Genomic DNA, 20,236 nt, shown 5'->3' with positions numbered 1-20,236 from the left:
ATGCAACGATGCTGCATCCAGGCTAGGGATTGCTCGGAATAATTAATCCAACAATAGTTCCAAATCCTGATCGGAATGCCCTATTCCAAAAAGGCATTAATGATTAAGCTGGCGGTAATACCCGTTTTTTATAATGTAATTAAAACAAAAGCGGAGTAAGAAAATGGGTACAGATGTTAATCAAGGTCGTATTATTCGACATTTAAATGCCTATCTGGAAAAGCAAAACTTACCATTTCGCATGAATAAAACAGGGGTTTGCAATGGTTTAGCTGCACTTCATGCCGAATATGCCTTAAAAGGAGAACTAGGCAAATTTCAAAACATTCTTAAATTTATTGCAGATGGAACCAAGGTTGAAGGAATTAGCGAGGAAGACATCGATCGCTTTGCCGTGCGAGTAGCAGCGACCTTTGATCCCAAGAAGTATAATTTGAAATTGAGACAAACTAATGCCATAGAAATGTTATCTGTTAATGGACATGCGCTTAAATCTTCTTTTGATTTAGCATTGGTTGCCAATGATAAAAACTGGGAATCCGTATTTCAGGAATTAGCACTAAAAAATAATGAGGTTATGCAAGTTAGTAGTGTGAACCATGCAATTTCCATTCAAAAAATTAATAATGTCTATGCCGTTTACGACCCTAATTACTCAGAAGGTTACAAATACTTTAGTAATGAAAAAGACTTAGTGAAAGAATTGCACTCTAATGTATTCACTTTCAGCGGGAAGAATATGGGGCTGCAACTGCAAGTTATACGACATCCAGAAGATTTGAAGGACAGGCCTTTTCCTGAGGTTACCTCAATTTACGATCGCTTTTTACCGGATGTTAATGCTGTAGCCTTCACTGGGGATCAAAAATTTACCACCTTGTCCTTCGCTGCCTGGGATAATGACGGTTCAATCATAGACTATTTATTAAAGAGAAAACCAACTGATATCTGGGATGCCATCGGAAGTGCGATAGTAAATAATAATCCCCGGGCTTTACGCGCGCTCTTGCCTGAAATCAACGATAAGGATAAACGCTATTCCTGCATTAAACAAACACTTGAGCACGGAAGAAAAGAAGCCTTTGAGGTCTTGATGCAAGATCAGGAAATAAGCGCTTCATATAATAAAATGTTAGTACGCTATGATGATGAAAATAATGTTTTTAACATTAGTGATATTGCCTATGCAGCAAAGGGTGGGAACCCAGAGTTATTGCAATATTGTATAGAACAGCGAATTAATCACTTAATTGCACGGGCAATGCCTGACGACAAAACTATCTCTGAAGAAGTCCGAGAAGCAGCGGCTGCTCCTATCAAAAAGAACTTAAGTGAGCGAATATCTGAAGCAATTTTGGCATACAGAGGAAAGCCAAACGATCCTTTATTAAATGCCGTCAAAAGCGGAAGCAAGGGAACAGTCCAAGTCCTTGTGGAGCAATTGCATAAAACAAATCATCAATTAAGCGATACAGATAAAATTAAATATCTGCGTGAAGCCATTTCTAATAATCATTTTCATGTGGCGTCTTATCTTATCAGCGAAAAACCGGCAATTTCACCGGAGATGTTAAATAGTATCCAGATGTCTACCCTGGCAGTTGAGCGCACCAATATTGCGCTTCTCAACTTATTAAAGACAGAAGGAATGACCTTTTCTTCTGCAGCACAAAAAATTATCGATTCTAAAAATAAGGGCTCTTTAACCTTCATTGAGTCTTTGAGCGTTGCAGTGGCGAAATTTACCGATTTCTTTAAAGATAATCTTTCAAATCGTGAAGAAAGAGGCGTTAAATATGATCCTAAACTGTTTAAACAGATGAAAGAGCGCATGCAAGAAGTTAAATCCAATATTGTCGATTTAAAGGATAGCAGCCTACCTGAAATCATCCCTTTAACTTTTTAATCAGGGGAGAAGCCTCCCTTCATCCGCTCGGGCACCTTCTCCCCATAGGGGACACTGCCATTAAGTTACGTCAGTTATGGATAAGGACGCTACATTAAAGCCGTTCGGGCTGAGGAGGCCTTTAGGCCGTCTCGAAGCCTTGCACGGTGACACTTCGAGACGTGTGCTTACGCACACTCCTCAGCGCGAACGGTTATAAAATCCCTTAACTTAATGGTAGTGCCCATAGGGAAGAAGGGCTTCTTGTTTTTCCCTTTGCCCCAAAATCAGCCCGTACAGATCCATAAAAAGACTAACTTTGCCTGATTTTGTACTTAAAGATTTAAAAATCGAGCAGATCCTGAACTATACTATTTCTAATTTAACTAATTGCTTTCAGGATAAAATGAGTTATCCCATCTCTGTCTTGGTAGTTGAAGATTCTCCTTTAGCACAAAAAGTGGCAACTATTCACATGGTTAACCAAGGTTGTAAGGTTGATATTGCTGCGGATAGCTTTACTGCATTGGAAAAAGCAATGACTATTCGTTATGACATCATTTTAATGGACATTGGTCTTGGGGACGGACCTGATGGCTTTGAGGTTACGAATCAGATTAAACAACTCAGTGATTTAAACAAAACGACGCCTATTATGGCTGTTACTGCTCATAATGAAGAAGGCTATCAAAATAAAGCAATTGCTTATGGAATGGTTGGCTATTTTAATAAGCCTTTTACAGCAAAAGAAGCCGAAATAGTGATTAAAGTCTGGAAGAAATTATGCGCGTAATAGGTCACGCAATGGCGTCAACTTAAGGACTATTCCCGAGCCTACGTCCCGCGGCTTGTCCGCGGGATCCAGGGATCTAGCTAAACCACGGGATCCCGCGGACAAGCCGCGGGACGTAGGCAATGGTGTAGGGCTTAACTTAATGGCAGTGTCTCTAACTCTCTCCCCAAGGGGAGAGAGGACATATCGTCTTCAAACCTGAGGTATTACTCCTTAAGTTGACGACATTAATAGGTCACGTCCCTCCTTGTCTCAGCGCTACGTCATCCAGAGCGCAGCGAAGGATCTCCTGAATGTGGCACAGTGTTAATCCTGGAGATCCTTCGCTGCGCTCTGGATGACGTTGCATTAGGGTGATAGGGCTGACCTATTACCTATGCGCTTAAACCCGGTCTAAACATATCTTAATTGTCTATTTGCCATTTTTTTTCAATAGAAAATATTTATTGGGATTGCTCTCTTCATCAATAGCCTCATCAAGTAATGGGCGCATTAGAACTAAAGTACAGATAAAAGTTGAACCTTGACCTAATTCGCTAAGCACCTGAATTTCGCCATCCAAATCGTCTAATAATCGTTTAACCACTGAAAGCCCTAAACCAGCCCCCTCATATTTATTCTGGTTAGCCGGCGTAACACGATAAAACTGTTCATAGATAAACTCTTGGTCTTCTTTAGCGATACCAATACCAGTATCAGATACTAAGATTTGCAGAATATATTTTTTCTCATCAACTTGTTTACCAAGCCTCACTTCAACATGAATACGCCCCTTCGGAGTAAATTTAATCGCATTACTTAATAGATGTAATAGGATTCTTTGTAGGCGTTTTGGATCACAGATAAAAATAGAGGGGAGCTCGCTAGGATAGTGATAACTTATCTCGAGTTGCTTCACTATAGCTGCTGGTTTTTCAATAATAATGGCTTTTTCAATCAATTGTTTTAAATCAAATTTTTTAGCCAATACGACATTTCTGTCCATCCCACTTCGAGAAAAATCAATAATGTCATTAATAAACAAAAGTAATTCTTCGCCTGATTGTGCCGTTGTCACTAGAAGATCTTTAATATGCGGATCAGTTACCTGCTCTGCAGCGATTAAAGCTAAGGAGTAAATTCCGCTAAAGGGGGTACGTAATTGGTGTTCTATATTACGTAAAAACTCGTCTTTGGCCTGACTAGCAACCTCAGCCTTCTTCTTTGCAACCTGGAACTCACTCTCTATTTTTTTTCTTTCTGAAATATCAAGAGACGTACCGATTACACCTATGATATCGCCATGGGTATTTTTTAAAGGCATTTTAGCTGTAGCAAAGTATTTGTTTTCACCATTGGCTAAGGTGACATATTCTTCAATGCTAACAGAGCTGCCCGTCCTCATTACCTCAAGATCATGTTTTCTAAACCCAGCAGCCTGTGCCGGCCATAAATCGTAATCCGTTTTTCCTACTACATCACAAGCGGATTGCATACCTGCTTCTTTAATCATAAAGTCGTTACAGCCTAAATAAACACCGTCCTTATCTTTCCAATAAAGCATTCCAGGAGTACATTCAGCAATAATATTGGCCAAAATAGTATTCATCTTTTTACGTTCAGTAATATCAATTGATATCCCAGCAACGCCAGTAATCTCACCTGCTTTATTTTTTAAGGGAACACGAGTAGTCAGATAGTTAACTATATGGCCGGCCGTGTGTTTAACAGGTAATTCCTCAACATTGTAAATAGGCTTCCCGGTTGCAAGCACCTCTAAATCGGCCTTTTTGAAAGAATTGATAAGTTCCCAGTCCCAATTAAGGTATTCAGCCAATTCTTCATAGCTTTTGCCCACATATTCATCAAGGGTGATTCCAAGCATTTTCAAAACATTGTCATTACAGCCTAATTGAACACAATTTTTATCTAACCAATAAACATTGCCTGGTAAATTCGCGATTATTGTTTCCAGTTCGTTCATTCGTTCAGATTCTTGCCGCGGTTCATCAGTATTTATACGACCAATCAGGCTAAAACAGTCTATATTGTTCTCATCACGCCATATTGGGCAGACATCCCAGGTTATTTCTTTTTGATGAATCGTTGATTTTGGTATTTTCAAATCTCTTAGATTGTTTTTGGCGCTCAAAAACGAAAAGATCTCATCCGGCTGATTTAAAAACTGAGATATTCTTTGATTTTCAAAGTCTTGCTTACTTAAATTAAAAAATTTTTCGACAGCTGAATTGACTTCGATAATGGTAAGTTCAGTAGAGATAAAGAAGACTAACTCATCGATTTGGTTAAGAGCTGCAAAATAAGCACTCATAAGTTGGTTATTCCCCATATTCTCTACCTACAGATTGCTTATTTTAGGAACTAAAACCCGTTGGGCAAACCTTGGATTCTCTTAATGCCGTAGTTGAAATACCTTCATATAAACTCTCAACGGATAAATTTCCATCAGAATCAATGACAATTTTAATGACATTCTCAAAACCATCTAGCCATCCAGAACCTAAAATACCACCCTTTGAATTAAAAGGATTATTTTTAAAATCGAGTGAAAGCCTTAACATCATTTTTTCTATATTCAAACTTTCCCAAGAGACAAGTATTGTTTTACCGTTAAAGTCTGGCCCGCCTTGGTCTGCATAAAATAAATATTTATACATCTTAAATCCGTCAATACCAATTTCCTCTGGGGCAAAGGATTCTAATTTATTGAATTTAATGGAGTAAGGAGCAATGCTTGTAGTTGCTCGCACATAGGAAGCCTTACCATAAGAATGAGTTGGATTTGGCGCATAAAGAAAATCCGGTAAGGTGTAACCCAGGATTTGATGCAGTGATTCTGGATTAAAAAGAGCCCGCCATTCACCAATACAACCATAGTTCCCATCATCAGGAAAAATATCGAATCCCGTATCTGCATATTTCTCGACGTGGCGCACTAGATAAACCGTTTCATTCTTGTTTAACCCTGATTTTAAAGGAGAATACTTAACGGTGGGTGATCCGTGCCGCAATAATCCAACATCCTGAATGAAATTGGGATCGTCGCTAAAGGGTTTTACAAGAGGAGGGTAAGAATCGGGGGTACTAATACCATCATTAATGGTTTGTGCAGTGATTGATTTCTTGTCTGAGACTGATAAAAGTACATTGTAGCTTGTAGAGTCAGCGGGTATGGGATCAAACTCAAAATTACTATATTTAGCTTGTAAGGCTGCAACTAAGTCATTGATATCTTCATTTGGCATAGAAAATACATATCTTTGTTTGCCTTTTGAGGATTTTATCAGGTCATCTACCACCTTACAGTTACCAGGATTAACACAATCACCAGCAAAATTATGCTTTAAAGCCGATGTGATTATGCCGTTGCCATGGCCTATTTTGTAGACAGAATAATATTGCAGAGCTTGTAGGGGTGCTAAATCAGGCAGGCCTTGAGACAGATAATCAACATCAAATAAAGCATACATTGCTGTATTACCCTTGCTTGGCATACCTTTGTTATAGAGGTAATCCGCAAGTAACAAGGAATGAAATAACCCCTTCTCAGATAAGTTATTAATAGTATTACTATGTTCCATGGTACCAATGAATAGAAATTCTGTTTCTGAGGGTGAGCTGCGTGTATTGATTTTAGAGACTTCTGCCGCATGAATATCTTTTAGAAAAAAAACTTGAAGAAAAAGAACAGTACATAGTCTAACTAAGGTTTTACAAGTTGAAGATTCTTTTGGCATTTTATAGTCCAAAGACAGGTTTAACTCATCTTAAAAAAAATAGCGACTGTTGGCAATTCTTAACAAGCCTGGAGAACTAAGCAAATTGATTGTTTGTTTTTCGTGCAATATAATTATTGGTAGGACACGTTGATTCGACAAAAACCATAATATCCGATTGACGGTTAGTTTTTATCGGAGATTATGATGCCAGGTAAGAACCCGAATGCTGGTAACAATGGGATTGCAAAGCCCCCCCCCACACAGAAAAATAATTCTCCCCCCCCTACTACCGCCAGTGCTGCTGGCGCTGGTTCAGGTTCTGGTTCTGGCGCTGCCGCCGCTGCGAAAACCGCTGCCCCAAATGGATACGCGCCCAAAAGAGCCGATACACAACTAGAAGCAGAAGGCAATAAACTAACAAGATCCAACAGCGTACATATTAGAGATAAGATCGCCCAGCCAATGAGTCATGCATATCGCAAAATAGTAGGTAACGGCTCTGGTACTGGACCCTGGAAAGATGGATTTAAAGTTGCAGTATTCTCTCAGGAAGCCTCTCGAAATTTTTCTACGAAATACCATCAGAAGATACAGACAGCTGCCGGTTATAAACCCCATAGCGGGAACACGCCAACCACTATGCCCTCGACCACTATGAGCCTCTTGGCATCAAAAATACAACACTTCCCTAAGGTAACTACATATAACGAAGCATTCCCCAAATTATTTGAAAATAGAGAAAATCCTCAGGTCATAGCCGTTGTAGAAGGTAAAAGAGAAAATTTGCCTCAGGAATTTACTTTGCCAGGCTCTCAGCCTCCTGCTGCCACAGGTTACACGGCAGCAGCACCAACAGGAGCAGCTGCGGCTGCTGCTGCTGTAAGCAACCAAGGAATACGCCCCGATACTTATAAATTACATAAATTCTACATACAGGGAAAGAATAGTCATGGTCATTCAGACGACAAGCAAAGCATGCATTTTTACATTAGAGATGACATGTCAGATGCAATAAGCCTTCAGGGAGCAGTAATTACTGCTGGATTTACATTAGGTGAAATCATGTTCGAAACCGGGCAGGGGAAATACAGTGTCTTAGTTCCTCATATTCCTAATAAGATAGCAGCATATCAGGAGCGTGCAGAACAATTATTAGAAAATTATGCAGAACGAGTAAAAGCAGAGAGAACGGTTATTGGATATATAGGAGATACTAACTTTAAGAAAATGGCGCAGGACTTTTCCAGCCCATCAATAGGTGGAAATAGCGGTGATTATCTAACACCAGCTTCTTCAGGTGCAACAAAATTTACCTACTTCATGCAAGCGAATACTTTAGGCCCTAGCAATGATTCTTTTGCTATGGAGCAAGCCCGCACATTAAACCACGTAGAACTTCAGCTTGGCGCTGGTGATAAAAGAGCAACGGATCATCCTTCTATGCAAACCACTGTTTTATTAAACTCTGATATTAGAAATAGAAAATATCGTAATCATGCCGGTATTTGGGTCAACCCTGATGCCGAGACTGACATTGAATCTGATTCTGATGATGTCCCAGATATCGAGCCTGATGCTCCTGCTAGAGCCGCTGCAGCTCATAACCCTCAAAATACCCTCAAAGCCAACCCTAGCGCAGGAGGTTCAGGTTCAGGGTCTGGCTCAGCCGGCAGTATTAAAGCAACACCTAGTAATCTACAAAATCCACAACAACCACAGCCGCAGCCACAACCACTCCTGCAGAAACATTCACAACCACACATGCACCCGCATCTACAACCGCAGGTGCACACACAGCCACATCCACAAACACACATGCAGCCGCATCCACAACCGCACATGCAGCCGCATCCACAACCGCACATGCAGCCGCATCCACAACCACACATGCAGCCGCATCCACAACCGCACATGCAGCCGCATCCACAACCACACATGCAGCCGCATCCACAACCACACATGCAGCCGCAGCCGCATCCACAACCACACATGCAGCCGCATCCACAACCACACATGCAACCACATCCACAAACACACATGCAACCACATCCACAAACACACGTACAGCCGCATCCACAACCGCACGTGCACACACAGCCACAACCAAACCAGCAGCAACTACATCAACTACAACGACGGCAACTACATCTACGTCAGCAACTACAACAATTCCAGCAATATCAACTACAGCAACAAGCTAAAGCAGCATGCGAAACTATGCGTGATGATAAAAGTAAGGAGGGTGCTGATGACGACGACAACGCTAACATGGGTATTTAGGTTTGTCTGTGCTGCTACAAAAGACAGGTTTTTAAGGCACTTTTAAAAGAAGATAATATAGGGCAATACTCCTAAATTTATAGGGGTATTTCCTATAAAATCCAACCTTAAAGGAGTGCAAATGAAGAAAAGTTTTGCATTGAAAATACTGTTTTCCGCCGTATATTTTGCAGGGGTTTTACTCTTTACTTTAGCAAGACTAACCCCCGCATATTCCGCGTCTTTTGCAGATGGGAATCCATTTTCCGGTGCAAAGGGATATATTAATCCTGATTATGTTCAAGAGGTTAATGACTTTTTCCAAAGAAATCCAAGTTATAAAAACAAAACTCAAACACTGGGGTTATTAGATAACCAAGGCAAATGGAATATATCGACTGCAATATGGCTCGATAATAAGGCTGCTATTGAAGATAACCCTACACGAGGAACACATGGTGTTAAGTATCATTTAGAGGAAGCATTAAAACAGGCTAGTAGCGAAAAACCGCAGGTTATTAGCTTTGTTATTTATGATCTTCCTATGCGTGATTGTGATGCTTATTCCTCAAATGGAGAGTTCAAACAACCTGAGGATTTGGTTAATTATCAAACTCAATATATTGATAAAATCAAATTAATTTTTGACGAATTCTACCAGCAAGCAAACTCTGAGAATGTGCGCACTGTATTGGTTATTGAACCCGATTCCTTACCTAATTTAATCACCAATGCGAATAGTGGCCGCTGTGCTCTTGCTGCAAGTTCAGGAGTCTATACTCAGGGCGTTAACTATGCCTTATCGCAATTTTCTAGCAATCCAGGCGCTAATATTTCAATGTACCTCGACATTGCCCATTCAGGATGGTTAGGCTGGGCTACCAATATGAATAAAGTAGCGAATATCTATAATAGTGATGTTTTAGGTGCTGGTTTTAATAAGCTCCGTGGATTTATTAGCAATACATCCAATTACACCCCCTTAAATGAAGCCTTTAGTTACGATCAATATTTGCCAAATTATCAAAACCCTACAGCTTCTAAATGGATTATGCTGACGCCCTACTATAGTTGGAATGATGCCTATGATGAGGCCTCTTTTGTTGCCGAAATAGCGAGCCTAGGCAGCAATGGAACCTTGCAGCAACTCGATAATCATCGGATTGTTCAACCCTCTCAGGCAAAATATGCGAATAAGCATTTTCTAGTTGACACTAGCCGCAACGGATGGATAGTTAATAATGATGATTATTTAGCGAAAAATAATACCAATCAGCTAGTTAACTATTCACGCGCTGATCAACGACATCATCGTGGAAATTGGTGTAACGTGCAAAATATTCAGCCTGTAGAGACTGATAATCCTGGGAAGTTAATTCCTGCGAAACCAACCTCTGCCGGCTTAGGATTGTTGCCAGAGTCTAATCCTAAATTGATTAATCCACTCTACAAAGACAGTGCTCAGCAAGATCTACAATTGCCGATTGATGCCTATGTCTGGATTAAACCACCAGGCGAATCTGATGGTTATTATGATGCAGCCAATGCAGCAGGCGATCAGATGTGCAGTAATTCTGTTGGTGGAGCTCATAACGAAAATCAACGAACTGATTCCTTACAAGAAGGTAACAAGCCAGCACCCAAAGCGGGTAATTTCTTCGATGATGCATTTAAAAATTTAATTGATGTACGCGGATGTATTGATAAGAAATTCCCTTCTAGTTTTTGTCCTGGATAACATTAAAAAGGAGGCAATATCAGCTGTAATAGGTCACTTCACGCAGCACTGCCATTATGTTAAGGAAGATTTTGTCATTCCCGCGAAGGCGGGAAACTATTTCTCGCTAAGCACAGTGCCAATGTAGAGATGGTTTCCCGCCTTCGCGGGAATGACAAATGCCCTAGACGACCCTACTCCGTTCCTCACACTGACAGGATTTAAGGCTGACTTATTACCATCAGCTAAGGGATATTGCAGCTATTTCAGATCTAAATAGTCTCTATTAAGAAAAAATCTGGTTTCATAATAAAAAATTAAGCTTGCTTTTATATATTAGCGGGTTCAGTCATTCCAGATTTTTATCCTAGAGCGAAAATGAAAAACTACATTAACAGCATCAATCAAAAAACAGGCAATCGTTATTACAATAGTAAAAAATATTCTAAGGCCTTGATTCATTATTTAAAGGGATTAGCTATCCTTGAGACTCAAATCGATCAAAGCCCGAAAATACTCACCTCAATAGCGTTTTGTGACCACTATGTTTATGCCCTAACAGATGTCCTGTACACCCAATCTCAACTAATCAATCAATTTGTTAGAGAGAGTGTGAATGTCACTAATGACGAGCTTCTAGAGAATTTATCTTTTTATCGTTCAATGCTGACCACGATTACGAATAGAGTTATCTCGATGAGTGACTCCTGGGAGAACATCCGTAATGAAAAAAAGCGAACTACAAAAGCCCAACAGGTTACTGTTGTCTACAAATTATTAGCTGAAAATTTAGAACTCTTAAGTGACTTATGGTTTGCTACTGCTGATGAACTAGGTGTCACCACTCCTCATTATGAACGTTTATTAAATGAGTCTTGCAGAGCAATGAAATTGGCTATTGCAACTCAATCCAAATTGCCAGGAGCTATCGGTCTAAACATGCATTGTGGTTATTTAAATCTTCTTGAACGCCTCTACTATTTTAAACAAGATACAGCGTCTAAACAGGAGTTTTTAGCTAAGATGAAGGCGCATCTTGAGAGATACCAACTCTTGGCAGTGACTCAGGATAATCCGCCTACTCAGCTTGAATTAATAAGCTATGCTCTCTTAGTCGACGTAAAATTGCATGGTATCTCAAATAATTATTTAATTGCACAAGGACAGGCACTCGTAGATTCCATAATTGAGGACAATCCTGCTGCTAGTCAGGCCATATCAGATTTTAACAAACTAGTAGAACTCTCATCTCATTTTCCCTCGTCCTCACATGCATCAGCTAGTCAGCAAGCTCCAATTCAAACTCTTAGCAGAGCAACACCCACTTCGTCATCCAGTTCATCTGAGGTTCCGCAAGCCCCTATGGAGCCAAACCCATTGGGAAATATTGTACGGCTGCTTATGAGAAATCCAGAACGCATTGAGCAGATGGTTGATAAATTATATAGTCTTGGCTCTGGTGAGTTTAGTCGTTTATATCCCGCATCAGATCTTAGTTTTCTAATTCGAGAGCATGAAAAATCTTACGTGAAACAATCTCTTATTGATTGCGCTGAGCAAGGCGATGAAGCTGAGGTATTAGACCTATTGACCCCAGCCTTGAAATACCTTGCGGACTGTTATTTAAAACAAGAAAAACATTCTCATAATCGAGCAAGAGAACTCTTCAACGCAGGGAAGCCCTGGCAAAAACGAGCGATTTTATTAAGTCTCAATATTCAGACAGGTATTCCCAGTACCCATTTACCCTTAATTGAACCTAAAAGATTGCGGACAGGCTCAACACAATCCCAGCCCTCTCAGACCTTAGCAACAGAGATGCATAAAAAAGCCCGCAAGCGCAGTGATTCTATAAGTTCAGAATCTCAAACACCTCAATTAGGCTCCACTCTAGCCCATGAAGAGCAGGTATTAGCGCATTGGGATCAAATGCAAAACTCGGATATTTCAACCTTGACACAGGAAGAGGCTGTTCAAACAAGGTCAATTTTAAAAGACTCCGGCTTCGGATCAGGACTCGCTTTTTTTGCCTCATCATCTGAAAGCAGTCAGGGCTTAAATGAGTCGCATCCGAAGGTGCAGGCATTTATTCATGCTATGGAAAATATCGAGACTTATGCTTTTCATCCCAGACGGAAAAAAAGATTATTAGCCAATCTCTTAACGATTATGGGGGAGTTTCTTGAAGTGAACCCCGATTCTCCAATAAAGAAAGTTATAGCAGTTGTACTTAGTGTTGAATCGCTTTATAAAACAGCCTTAAAGATTTATCCCTGCCATGAAATAACCAATACAAGGCTCCCCTACCTGTTGCACAAACATAGTAGGCTCTTTCATGATCATCATAGTTTCGTTTTAGCTGCTGATAAAACGAGTCAATCCGATGAAGAGCTCTTTAAAGATGCCATTGAGTCTATGTTGACGGATTTGGAAACCATTTATTTAGCAAGACATGAGCAATTAGAATTTTTAATCAACTCATTATTTGAATATATAACAACAAAAATCAGCCAATATAATTTAATGAAAGAAGAGGATAGAGCTATGCTTATCGACTTATTTAATGGTCATATTAGTCCATCAGATGCATGTTCTTCTGGCACCCCTTTGCTGTGGTAAAATAAAAGCAATCTGATTGGTATTCATGCTTCAATGCGTATCTCTATTAATATTGCGTTAATACAACATTGATATTCTTTTGCATTAGCTACCACCTAACTATTAACAAAGGATATATTATGCAAGAGAAATCAGAAGTTAGTTACTCTACGTGGAAAGAAGCCTATGTCCAAAAGCTCGAATCTGACAATGCAGGACGACACGGCTATCAAAATCATTTCTATGGAAAGTTACTCATTGAGAATTTTGAAGCACAGTTTGCTGACATCTTACCTTCCCTTAAAGTCAATGAGCAGTTTACGAATCTTGTAGCTTTGTATTCATCTGAGCTTAGAGCAGCCTATGGTTATGAATGGGATACGTCAAAAGTAGAATCATCAACGCATCCTAAGTTTTTGGAGTTTATTGATAAACTTAATGAGCAGGGATTTTTATTTAAGAAAGAAATAAAAAAATTTGCACCTCTTTTTGTCCAAGGAAACAGAACCTCTCCTAATGGGTTTTTAAGTCAATTACCCAAAGATTATCTAAGTGAACTAGCGAATTATCTTGAGCCACATCAATCTCCTCAAGATGCTGTGCAAACTATGAAAGATGAACTACAAAAAGCCCAAGATTTTTACCAGCAAATTCGGATGTTTTCCTATGATGCTAAAGAGGTAGCTTTTTCTAAGCAAAATGGTACACAAGTTACTCTAGATTCTTCTGACGCTTTCGAGAAGTGGTTTTCAACACTTCCTTTGAAAACACCTGTTCAACTTAATGAAAAATATAGCGTTTTCAAATTAGATGACAATACTCTGGCTATGAATAGTGGGCCAGGTACCCGAGGCATACAAATTAAAAGAGAAGGTAATTCCTTTATAGCTTGTAATAATCAAGCGGCAGATAGAGCTATGAAAGCAGTGACGCAAGAAGATTTAGCCTTAGAAAGAAACGCGAATCTTGCAACTTCCTTAGCTGAACTGAAAAAAGCATTACAGACAGAACCCAAAAAAGAGGTGGCAAATGAAAAAAGCCAACCGTTTTCCTACAACGATAAAGAGATAGCTTTTTCTAAGCAAAATGGTACACAGGTTACCCTGGACGCTTCCGATTATTCCAAGAAATGGTTTGCAACCTTTCCCCTGAAAACATCTGTCCAACTTAACGAAAACTATGTAATTTTTAAGTTAGATGACAATACGTTGGCTATAAATAGTGGACCAGGTACCCCAGGCATACGAATTAAAAGAGAAGGTAATTTCTTTATAGCTTGTAATAATCTAGCGGCAGATAGAGCTGTGCAAGGGTTAACGCAAGAAGAATTAACGTCAGCAAGAAACGCTAATCTTGTAGCTTCCTTAACTGAACTAAACAGAGCATTACAAGCAAAACCCAAAGAACAAGCAGTAGTTGCAGAGAAGACCGAGGTTTGTTCAGTACAATAGTACTGCTACGGCCATTTAGTTAAGGGTATTTGTCATTCCTGCGAAGGCAGGAATGACAAATACCCTTAACGCTTTAGCCCTCCTTACTCCTGAAATAAGTTGAGAGAACAATTAGAAAAAATTAAGATTGAACCTACAAATTTTACTGTTTAATGCTTTGTTGCTAATTCGACGAGGATACAATGGACGACAGTTGTTATTGGGTTTATATCTTGTTATGCGAAAACAATACCTACTACACCGGCTTTACAAACAATCTTTTAAAGCGCTATCAATCTCATATTGATGGAACAGGAAAGTGTAAGTACACCCGGAGTTTTAAACCCGTTAAAATCGCTCAATCCTGGCAAATCAATGGTGGCAAGGCGGATGCCATGCGCGTAGAGCGTCTTATTAAAAAATTATCGCGAAGTGAAAAGGAAAAAATTATTGCGGATCCGTTACAGCTCACTTACTGAGAGACTAACGTCAGTTATAAATAAGGAAAGTTTATGCTAACGAAGTATTTCCTAGCTCTATCATGCTTATTAAAGGCAGTTTTATCTTGGGCGATTAATCCTATTGATGTTGCACTAGTACCGCCAATTGGATTGCCTGCGCTAACTCAAATAGGTAATCAATATATAGCTGCCTATACCTTTACTAATAATCTTAGACTGCTGGTATTAATCTAAGTCACAGGCTCAACCCTTAGTTCTGACTTTACCTTCAAGGACAGGTGATTGGGGCATCTAAAATATTAAAATATTGAGTAGTGGATAGGGTGTAAGAAGATCGAAGGTAATTTGCTGGGAGTCCTTTAAATTATTTGCCGTTAATAACTAGTAACATCAACAGGTGATGAGGCAACCAGTACGGCCCTTGCTAAGCAAACTAATGATCTGCTGCATGCGGCACCCCAGCCATTTCAGAGGTTTTGCTTCAATCTCCCCCTATGATGTTGGCGCAGCTGTTAATGAACTTGAACGAGCGATTAATCAATTAAATTTTGCAGGCTGGCTTACCATTCAAATTATGGTGCGAATAATTACCTTGACGACAAAAAATATTGGCCTCTGTTGGAAGCAGCCGAGGATTTAGGCACTCCCATTTATTTGCACCCCGCTACTCAGCTGATGAAAGAATTTGGTTTACCCTCGCCGGCAGCGCTATGGGTTTTGAGATTGAATTCCCGAGGCTTGACCGCGGGATCCGCTGGTTAGAGGCTCTTCACTCTGAACCCATAGATCCCGCGGTCAAGCCGCGGGAATTCGGGATGGGGTGACTTATTAAATAACCTGAGACTTATTGTTCCCAAGGTGGTTTCGGTTTTGTTTCTAGCGGAGAAGGATTGAAACCTTCCCTTCCCGCGGTATTTGAAGAGCTGGCTTGATCCATCTGACTAGCTCTTAGCTGCCCAACACTATGCTTGAATCGCTCAGTGACTTCATCGCGTTTATCTACTGCTGAGGCGCGAATTGAATGGACTGTCGAGGCAATAGTATCTGGTGCTTTAGGGGGGGTGATATCACTATAAGCACAATAAGTAGATAACCATTCAAATAAGGGTTTTATATCACCAACAATAGGCTCCGCTACTTGCTGAAATACCGATGGCCCATTCATTGAATTTGCAAAACTTACTACACAATCTCCAGTGTCCAGATCCATGGCACAAAATGAAATAGAGCCAGTATTATTTCCCCAATGAAAACCAATGGTCTTTTCCTGATCGTTATAAACCCCCATCCCTAAACCCCATTGGATGTTTGACGTTTCGGGTGAGGCTGTTGGGGGTAGTGTTGATAAAGCGCCAGTTAATAGTGTTGATTTCAGGTAATCATTTTGAAAGCAATATTGTAGAAAAGAGATGTAATCTTCTGCGGTTGTAAGCATAGATCCCGCGGGGATCCCGGGTTCCTTCTCGCCTAGTGGAGCTAAGGGGCTCATGGGGCCATCAGGAGAGGGATCGGCCATGTGTGCTTGAGCAATATCGCGATGCTTATCATGCAGATTGCCATCTGGCAATTGCCTCATAAAGGTAGAACTGGTCATGCCGGCTCTTTTAAAAAAATCTTGCGCAATGTCTTCCCATTTATGCTGTGTTTCTTGCTCAATAACATCCTTTAAAAAATCAAGTGCCACTCCTGAATAGGTAAATCGCGTGTTAGGTGCTGCGATAAATTTTTTTCCGTCATCACCATCCTGACCAAAGTTTGCCAGACCTGAGCATTGCCCAATAACCATACGAGTTGTAAGCGTTCGATAATGAGGGTCTTGCCTAAGTTCTGGAGGGCCATAGTCAGCAATCTCAGCTAGAGGCTTGTCTAAATCCCATTTCCCCTGGGCAACCAAGTCTAAAACAATAGCTGCAGAGACAGGCTTACTTAGGGATGCCGCTTGAAATAGGGTATTGGTATCAACTGTGCTTGGGGCTGAGGTGTCAGTCGTTCCATAAGCCACACTATCGCGAACGCCTTTTTGACACCAAGATAACGATAATGCGGGAATATTGGCATTATCAAGCAGTTCATTCATTAATTCTTGTCGTTCTTGCATAAAGCACCACATCACTCAATAGAATTATTTGCAATTCAATTATAGCATCTGTTTAATTCTCATCCGGTGACACACCTTTAATAGAATAAATCGGAGATTAATCCTATGTTTAAAAAGAAAGAAAAGCTGCCTGCTTCACCAAAAAAACAAGATTGTGATAGGGCCACGAGGGTACTCGAATTACATGCTTTAGATAAAAAAGCATACTCACTGATAAAAGAGCTTCACCCAGATGATCCGTTAAGAAAGCGATATGCTTCACTTCCTCGAAAAGGCTGTTCTAAAGATATAAAGAAATTTGAGCGTTTAGAAAAAGAGCTGCAAGATCTTGCAGTTATTTTAGAGAGTAGATTAGCGCCGCCTGATGAGATTCGCATAGTTATAAGCTAATAGCCACTAAACTATGAGAGAATCAGCCCAATCTAAATCCTTTACCAACTGTGCATATTGAGTTCCCTCAAGCTCTTGGATTATATCTTCCAGAGCTTTAGGAGGTTCTATTTGTTTCAAGGCTAAAATATCTTGATGTCTTGCAATAAAACTTTGAATATTTAAGGTTACTTCACTGACTGGGACATAATATACACTTTCCGGGGCATCTATTTCAGAATCCTCTTCTGGATCCCATGAGCCATCCTCAATCAAATTATCGCATTCTGCAATATTCGCTTTTTTTACACATTCCCCATCATAAAGCTCTATATGCCCCCCCTTGTTATCAATACAAATGGATGCATGATAAGGACGTAACATATGGTGTTTCTGGAAAACTAAAAAATCGCCTGGTGAAGGTAAGGAATCTAAGGAACCTTTAACGAATTTTCTATAGTTTTCTAGAGGTAGTTTAAAAAGAGCCTGTAGCAGCGTTATCTCGATCTCTTGAGCCAGACTTTTCTCATTAATTTTGTGGACAATATAGCAGAGCTCATCAAGCTGTTCCTTAGACACTAGCCCGATATCGTTCAAGACTAGAAAGCAAAATTCCCAGCAACATAAATGTGGCTGCTCATCAACATGTGCGGCCTTATTTGTTGCCCTCTTTGATAATGCGAATTTTTCTGATACTGCCTGTTTAATGGCCTGAGGTATTTCACCGATACTGTCACAAAAATTCAGCACAAAATCATTTGCCCTAGTGTAGAAAAATGCATTGACCACATAATATCCACTACTTGGAATATGGTTTAACTTACCATCATAAGCTAAAGCAGAACTAACTAGCTTATACGCCAAACGCTGATTAGCTTCATCTAATATTTTGGTTTTTTTAAAAAAACCCTGCTCATTCCCGGACTCTAGTTTTCTTTTCATAGACTATCCAAAGATAAAAACCTGGAAAGTAACAGCTAATACTTACCTTAAGATTAACTACCGTACGTCAGAAATGAAACCAGTTTGTAAGGCTCTGCTGCATGGATTGAAGGACTAACACAGCCCGTCATCCAGAGCGCAGCGAAGGATCTCCGGGATTAGCACTGTGCCACATTCAGGAGAGCCTTCGCTGCGCTCTGGATGACGAGTCTGCGCGCAGGATGAGGAAGCTGCGCCCAGGATTGCATCTTAGGCTAGTAAACCAAAAGGTAAGTTAATAGAAATGGTACTGTTAGTTTGTGATTGTACGGCAAGCGAAAACTAACCAGAAAGCTGCGCATAGCATAAATATCCAGCAGTTATCATTAATAAAAGTCCCATAAGAAAATTAAAGAGCCGCAGACGAAAATGGTCTTTTAAGAAATACGAAACCTTATCACCTAAAACAGCCCAAACACCAAGCGAGATATAGCAAATAACAAAGTAAATAAGGGTAAAGGTTAAAAGCGAATCGTAGCTTGCTGTGCTGGAAAAGATGGAGGCTCCAGATACGCAGGCAATCCATGCCTTCGGATTTACCCATTGTAGTAAGAAGCCTTCGTAAAATTTAGGAGCCTCTTTTTTGCTTATCTCTAACTCTGATTTTGAAGACGCAATTTTGTATCCGATATAAATTATATATAACGAGCCTACTATCGCTAGATAACTAAGAAAAGATGGGTAGGCATTAATAAACTGCGAAAAGCCAAATCCTATAAAAACTAATAATAAGATAAATCCGACTGTTGCTCCTGATACATAAGGAAGGGTTCTTTTGACTCCGTAATTAATACCAGAAGATAGAATAATCATATTCACAGGACCTGGTGTAATAGACATAACCAAAGAAAATGAAACCATCGCTAATAAAACTGCCATCACTATTCTCCCAACTTTAATAACGTTAATAGATTATCATGCCCTGAAATGAATGATTAGATGTTACAATTTGAATTTATTGTTCTATTGGATGAGATAATGATTGATGAACTACGGGCATTGGCAATTTTCGCTAAAGTAGTCGAAGCAGGTTCATTCCGCTCAGCAGCAAAAGCACTAAAACTTTCACCTTCAGTTGTAAGCCATCATCTAGCACAATTGGAACAGAGACTTGGGGCGGCACTACTCTATCGTTCAACAAGGCGACTTTCCCTCAGTTATGAAGGCGAAAAGCTATTCATAAGTGCCCAGGCAATGCTAGAGGCGGCTGAAAAGGGATTGAATAGCATTGCCTATCATGCCACAGAGCCAGCTGGCCAATTAAATTTGACGCTTCCAGCCATGCTCACAAAAAGCCCGCTTGTTGAAGATATTGCAGTATTTGCCAAGGAGTTCCCCAAAGTAGCGCTTTCAATAAATTTTAGCGATATACAGCAGGATCTGATTCAGGAAGGCATCGATCTTGCGATTAGAATGGGGGACTTAAAAGACAGTACTTTAAAATCTAAACAACTCTTTACTATGCCACGCAAACTCGTCGCAGCGCCTTCTTTAATGAAAAAACACCAATCCCCACAACGACCACAGGATTTACTCAATTGGGATTGGATAGGCCTTAAAATGCGTCCTAATACCAAGACCTTAGTCAGTAAAAAGGGAAAAACTTATACAATTAACTTTGAGCCAAGAATTATTGTGGATAACATGGATGCTGTTTGCCAGCTAGCCATCTATGGATTAGGACTAGCAACTCCACCGGCGTTTTTTGTAGTAGAGGATATCCTTCAAGGACATCTTGTTGAACTACTACCTGAATGGCAGGTTGAATCGACTCCTGTCTACGCGGTGTGGCCACCTAATACGCCTAAGGAATCACTGACTTATCGATTTATTGCCTTCCTAGAGACAAGGAAAAATTCGTAGGCATTCATACAATGGCGTCAACTTAAGGAGCAATACCTCAGGTTCGAAGACGATATGTCCTCT

The 20,236-nt window shown here is 40.1% G+C and carries 16 protein-coding genes; 11 read left to right on the top strand and 5 right to left on the bottom strand.

The window, feature by feature from the left end; translation table 11 throughout:
- Positions 1 to 163 precede the first annotated feature (163 nt).
- Both BN1094_RS03510 and BN1094_RS03505 read left to right on the top strand, forming a co-directional pair.
- The gene (locus BN1094_RS03510) at positions 164 to 1,906 is read left to right on the top strand and encodes a hypothetical protein (protein ID WP_043872981.1); all 1,743 of its coding nucleotides are present in this window, start codon (positions 164 to 166) and stop codon (positions 1,904 to 1,906) included.
- 298 nt (positions 1,907 to 2,204) lie between these two features.
- Positions 2,205 to 2,678: a response regulator gene (locus BN1094_RS03505; protein ID WP_043872980.1), complete on the top strand. Its 474-nt coding sequence runs from the start codon at positions 2,205 to 2,207 to the stop codon at positions 2,676 to 2,678.
- 412 nt (positions 2,679 to 3,090) lie between these two features.
- Here the strand turns inward: BN1094_RS03505 and BN1094_RS03500 are convergent, their stop codons facing one another.
- Together BN1094_RS03500 and BN1094_RS03495 are read right to left on the bottom strand one after the other, a co-directional pair.
- On the bottom strand, positions 3,091 to 5,007 hold the full coding sequence (locus tag BN1094_RS03500) for a PAS domain-containing protein (protein WP_043872979.1): 1,917 nt from the start codon (positions 5,005 to 5,007) through the stop codon (positions 3,091 to 3,093).
- A gap of 25 nt (positions 5,008 to 5,032) precedes the next feature.
- A complete protein-coding gene (locus BN1094_RS03495; RefSeq protein WP_043872978.1) occupies positions 5,033 to 6,415 on the bottom strand; it encodes a hypothetical protein in 1,383 nt (460 codons plus the stop codon).
- Between the two features lie 183 nt (positions 6,416 to 6,598).
- Here BN1094_RS03495 and BN1094_RS19450 point away from each other — a divergent pair, with 183 nt between their 5' ends.
- From BN1094_RS19450 to BN1094_RS03460, 7 genes are all read left to right on the top strand, one after another.
- The gene (locus BN1094_RS19450; protein ID WP_141650412.1) at positions 6,599 to 8,677 is read left to right on the top strand and encodes a hypothetical protein; all 2,079 of its coding nucleotides are present in this window, start codon (positions 6,599 to 6,601) and stop codon (positions 8,675 to 8,677) included.
- A 121-nt stretch (positions 8,678 to 8,798) separates the two neighbouring features.
- Positions 8,799 to 10,394, top strand: coding sequence for a glycoside hydrolase family 6 protein (locus tag BN1094_RS03485; protein WP_052403113.1), 1,596 nt, complete (start codon positions 8,799 to 8,801; stop codon positions 10,392 to 10,394).
- A 357-nt stretch (positions 10,395 to 10,751) separates the two neighbouring features.
- Positions 10,752 to 12,992, top strand: a complete 2,241-nt coding sequence (locus BN1094_RS03480; protein ID WP_043872976.1) for a hypothetical protein — start codon at positions 10,752 to 10,754, stop codon at positions 12,990 to 12,992.
- Positions 12,993 to 13,111: 119 nt separating this feature from the next.
- A complete protein-coding gene (locus tag BN1094_RS03475) occupies positions 13,112 to 14,422 on the top strand; it encodes a hypothetical protein (RefSeq protein ID WP_043872975.1) in 1,311 nt (436 codons plus the stop codon).
- A 182-nt stretch (positions 14,423 to 14,604) separates the two neighbouring features.
- The gene (locus BN1094_RS03470) at positions 14,605 to 14,880 is read left to right on the top strand and encodes a GIY-YIG nuclease family protein (RefSeq protein ID WP_043872974.1); all 276 of its coding nucleotides are present in this window, start codon (positions 14,605 to 14,607) and stop codon (positions 14,878 to 14,880) included.
- 33 nt (positions 14,881 to 14,913) lie between these two features.
- Positions 14,914 to 15,096, top strand: coding sequence for a hypothetical protein (locus BN1094_RS03465; protein WP_043872973.1), 183 nt, complete (start codon positions 14,914 to 14,916; stop codon positions 15,094 to 15,096).
- 214 nt (positions 15,097 to 15,310) lie between these two features.
- Positions 15,311 to 15,502: a hypothetical protein gene (locus BN1094_RS03460; protein ID WP_043872972.1), complete on the top strand. Its 192-nt coding sequence runs from the start codon at positions 15,311 to 15,313 to the stop codon at positions 15,500 to 15,502.
- 204 nt (positions 15,503 to 15,706) lie between these two features.
- On the opposite strand, the gene BN1094_RS03455 is transcribed toward BN1094_RS03460, so the two are convergent.
- The gene (locus BN1094_RS03455; RefSeq protein ID WP_043872971.1) at positions 15,707 to 16,960 is read right to left on the bottom strand and encodes a serine hydrolase domain-containing protein; all 1,254 of its coding nucleotides are present in this window, start codon (positions 16,958 to 16,960) and stop codon (positions 15,707 to 15,709) included.
- A gap of 105 nt (positions 16,961 to 17,065) precedes the next feature.
- On the opposite strand from BN1094_RS03455, the gene BN1094_RS03450 reads away from it, so the two are divergent.
- The gene (locus BN1094_RS03450) at positions 17,066 to 17,350 is read left to right on the top strand and encodes a hypothetical protein (RefSeq protein ID WP_043872970.1); all 285 of its coding nucleotides are present in this window, start codon (positions 17,066 to 17,068) and stop codon (positions 17,348 to 17,350) included.
- A 6-nt stretch (positions 17,351 to 17,356) separates the two neighbouring features.
- Here BN1094_RS03450 and BN1094_RS03445 read toward each other — a convergent pair whose 3' ends face one another.
- The gene (locus tag BN1094_RS03445) at positions 17,357 to 18,271 is read right to left on the bottom strand and encodes a hypothetical protein (protein WP_043872969.1); all 915 of its coding nucleotides are present in this window, start codon (positions 18,269 to 18,271) and stop codon (positions 17,357 to 17,359) included.
- A 321-nt stretch (positions 18,272 to 18,592) separates the two neighbouring features.
- Positions 18,593 to 19,189, bottom strand: a complete 597-nt coding sequence (locus BN1094_RS03440; protein WP_043872968.1) for a LysE family translocator — start codon at positions 19,187 to 19,189, stop codon at positions 18,593 to 18,595.
- Between the two features lie 60 nt (positions 19,190 to 19,249).
- Here BN1094_RS03440 and BN1094_RS03435 point away from each other — a divergent pair, with 60 nt between their 5' ends.
- Positions 19,250 to 20,173 (top strand): LysR family transcriptional regulator, encoded by a 924-nt coding sequence (locus BN1094_RS03435; protein WP_218054598.1) that lies wholly within the window; start codon positions 19,250 to 19,252, stop codon positions 20,171 to 20,173.
- Positions 20,174 to 20,236: the final 63 nt, after the last annotated feature.

Source organism: Legionella massiliensis, assembly GCF_000756815.1.
Lineage (GTDB): Bacteria > Pseudomonadota > Gammaproteobacteria > Legionellales > Legionellaceae > Tatlockia > Tatlockia massiliensis.
This window is presented reverse-complemented; position numbering and strand designations above follow the sequence as displayed.

Coding starts and splice junctions, on each gene's coding strand:
- BN1094_RS03470 (WP_043872974.1), top strand. CDS start 14,605: ATGGACGACAGTTGTTATTGGGTTTATATCTTGTTATGCGAAAACAAT.
- BN1094_RS03485 (WP_052403113.1), top strand. CDS start 8,799: ATGAAGAAAAGTTTTGCATTGAAAATACTGTTTTCCGCCGTATATTTT.
- BN1094_RS03480 (WP_043872976.1), top strand. CDS start 10,752: ATGAAAAACTACATTAACAGCATCAATCAAAAAACAGGCAATCGTTAT.
- BN1094_RS03500 (WP_043872979.1), bottom strand. CDS start 5,007: ATGGGGAATAACCAACTTATGAGTGCTTATTTTGCAGCTCTTAACCAA.
- BN1094_RS03465 (WP_043872973.1), top strand. CDS start 14,914: ATGCTAACGAAGTATTTCCTAGCTCTATCATGCTTATTAAAGGCAGTT.
- BN1094_RS03450 (WP_043872970.1), top strand. CDS start 17,066: ATGTTTAAAAAGAAAGAAAAGCTGCCTGCTTCACCAAAAAAACAAGAT.
- BN1094_RS03475 (WP_043872975.1), top strand. CDS start 13,112: ATGCAAGAGAAATCAGAAGTTAGTTACTCTACGTGGAAAGAAGCCTAT.
- BN1094_RS03440 (WP_043872968.1), bottom strand. CDS start 19,189: ATGGCAGTTTTATTAGCGATGGTTTCATTTTCTTTGGTTATGTCTATT.
- BN1094_RS03455 (WP_043872971.1), bottom strand. CDS start 16,960: ATGCAAGAACGACAAGAATTAATGAATGAACTGCTTGATAATGCCAAT.
- BN1094_RS03460 (WP_043872972.1), top strand. CDS start 15,311: ATGCGGCACCCCAGCCATTTCAGAGGTTTTGCTTCAATCTCCCCCTAT.
- BN1094_RS03435 (WP_218054598.1), top strand. CDS start 19,250: ATGTTACAATTTGAATTTATTGTTCTATTGGATGAGATAATGATTGAT.
- BN1094_RS19450 (WP_141650412.1), top strand. CDS start 6,599: ATGATGCCAGGTAAGAACCCGAATGCTGGTAACAATGGGATTGCAAAG.
- BN1094_RS03510 (WP_043872981.1), top strand. CDS start 164: ATGGGTACAGATGTTAATCAAGGTCGTATTATTCGACATTTAAATGCC.
- BN1094_RS03495 (WP_043872978.1), bottom strand. CDS start 6,415: ATGCCAAAAGAATCTTCAACTTGTAAAACCTTAGTTAGACTATGTACT.
- BN1094_RS03445 (WP_043872969.1), bottom strand. CDS start 18,271: ATGAAAAGAAAACTAGAGTCCGGGAATGAGCAGGGTTTTTTTAAAAAA.